We start from the raw sequence: 2,608 nt of genomic DNA, 5'->3' as shown, positions 1-2,608 counted from the left end.
TTATAGCAATAGGTAAAACTTTGAAGTTATCTCCATCTTTTCCCCTGCTCCACACCCAACGTGCAGCTTTCACCGCATTAGGCGTTCCATCTTATCCTTTTAGACTAAAGCAACTAAATTACATTTCTTACGAAATTGGTTTAATTTCTCCAATTGTTTACCATCCAATTGGAGAAGGCTCTTATATCGTTCAATCGTTTCTGTTTCTGTAGCATGGATTAATTTGTGAACATTACTATGCACTATTACGAGATTCTTGAATTCATCTGAACCTCCCATATAGCGAGGGATTCTGTGATGACAATGGACTTCTTCTGCTACTAAGAAGTCTCCTGTTATCGCACATTTCCCTGATTGCATGGAGTATCTTGAAATTCGATTATCAGCGTACTCAAGGTTATCGTTATAGGAGATTGTTTTTAATAGTCTGTTTATTTCAATAGCTACATCGTTCTTTAGCTGTTTATGTAGCTTTAGTCTTCCTTCTTTCGTATAGTTGCATAAATCTTGACTAAAATTTGTACTGTTCACAGTTTTTATATCCGCTATGGGGAAAAGGTGAATATTTTCTATTTCAAATGTCTTGAAATTATTTTTGTTAAACCTTTTATATGTTTCTGAGGGTTTAATAGGTATCCCGTAATTCCCAATAGATTTGAGTCGATTGTATAAAGTTCGAGAAAGCCGATAGGCTATTTCAGAGAAGTCAGTGTTCACATGCGTTGCTATCTTGTAGTAGTTTTTGATTCCAAGAACATATGCGTTATAATTCATAGCCATTTTAGCTGTCGGATTTTTTTTGATTTCATGAATTAACTTTCTGGCTTTTTGCAGAATTGTTTTCACTTTATCATCCATAACGTGTGTATTGGCTACATATCTCTTTCCTTTTTTGATTACTTTGAGTGAGAATCCGAGAAATTCGGATGCTCTTTTACGCAAGTTTGTAATCTTCGATTTTTCGTTAGATATGTCAAGATTTAAGTGATTCTTGAGGTAGCCCTTAACTGCGTGATAAAGTTTAATGGCGTTTTTATGGGACTTTGTAAATATCTTAAAGTCATCTGCATATCTCACGATATACATTTCCTTTAAGGTGGTTGTTCTCTTTATCATTAAAACTTTGTTTTTTCTTTCTTTATAGTTGAATTTAGTTTTCATGTTTTCCCATTGATTGCTTATCCACCAATCCAAATCGTTCAATACAATATTGGATAGAAGAGGTGAGAGAATCCCTCCTTGCGGAGTTCCTTTGGTTGGGATACCTATACCTTTTATAGGGGCTTTTAGCATTTTTGATACTACACTTAATACCCTTTTGTCACAAATTCCTATACTGTACATTTGTTTCAGCAGTTTTGAGTGACTGACATTATCAAAGAAGCCTTGTATATCTATGTCTACTACATGTTGATTTAATGCAATATTAGCAAGGAATTGGCATCTCCCCATTGCATGATGAGTTGACCTATTTGGTCTAAAACCATATGAATGGTTGTAAAATCTAGCTTCACAGATTGGTTCTAGTATTTGTTTAAACATTTGTTGTATAAGTCTATCTCTCATGGTCGGAATCCCTAGTGGTCTAGTTTTCCCATTTGGTTTTGGTATCTCTACCCTTCTGACCGTTTGAGGTTTGTAGTTCTTTAATGTTGCTCTTATTTCGTCCACAAATGTTTCTACATCTTCTATTTTATATTGCTCTATGGTGATACCATCTGTACCAGCAGTTTTTGAACCTGTGTTAGCCTTAATATTCCGATAAGCTAGTAGAATATTATTTTTAGATATGATATGTTCGTATAAATTTAAACCTTTAGTTGCATTATTCTTACTTCTTTCGTAAAGGTCGTCAAATATACTTTGCATATCATAATATTCTGCATGTCGTAGTGTTGTACTCACCGATGGTGTGTTACCCCTTTCATAAGAAAAGTCCCATCATCTTACTCGACCTTGTGAGTTTCATTTAGTTGATTTAGTTTTCAAAGAACAAGACTTGGGGTTATCCCTCTGCGGTCGTTACTCGCTTCATTGGTACTGTACCCCTACTTTCACAAGGATAAAGAAATTTCGGCATATACCTTATGTCCACCATCCCGATAATAGTCGTTAAATGGATGTTCCTTGCTTACAACGTTCCGATTAACCTAGCTTTCCATATATATCCTTAGGTGCTTGCTATAAGCCTGTTAAACTATATTCTCCTTGTCGAATATCCCGAAGTTCATATTCAGCAATCTTACTTTTCGGTGTTTAACTCTGAATAAACCAGACTATGTTTTTCAATCATAGTAATTGTCTAGACCCTTACATTCGCAAGTTTGTCAGCCCTGAAGGGCATTCTCACCATAGACATTTTGTAGCATCCCGACCTATCGAGAACCATATCCTTTCTTAGCGACTTAGGTACTTTTCAGCCGACTTCACCTAGCTTCATACATGTCTTGTCTATTACCATTTCATGCATGTAGGAGTATCAGATAATTCGTTTCAGCTCAACATGACGGCTTTCATTCCGAATTTTGGTTAATCAGTTGTGACTGTAGTGACAGCCCTCCCATTTCATGTATATACATTTATAGGGAAACGTTTCGCACACTGAACA

The 2,608-nt window shown here is 35.7% G+C and carries 1 protein-coding gene; it reads right to left on the bottom strand.

Annotated elements, in window-relative coordinates:
* Positions 1-99: 99 nt before the first annotated feature.
* A complete protein-coding gene (gene ltrA / locus ACP3VS_RS24055; protein ID WP_012291752.1) occupies positions 100-1,905 on the bottom strand; it encodes a group II intron reverse transcriptase/maturase in 1,806 nt (601 codons plus the stop codon).
* Positions 1,906-2,608 lie beyond the last annotated feature (703 nt).

This window comes from Lysinibacillus sp. VIII_CA, assembly GCF_049943995.1.
Lineage (GTDB): Bacteria > Bacillota > Bacilli > Bacillales_A > Planococcaceae > Lysinibacillus > Lysinibacillus pinottii.
This window is presented reverse-complemented; position numbering and strand designations above follow the sequence as displayed.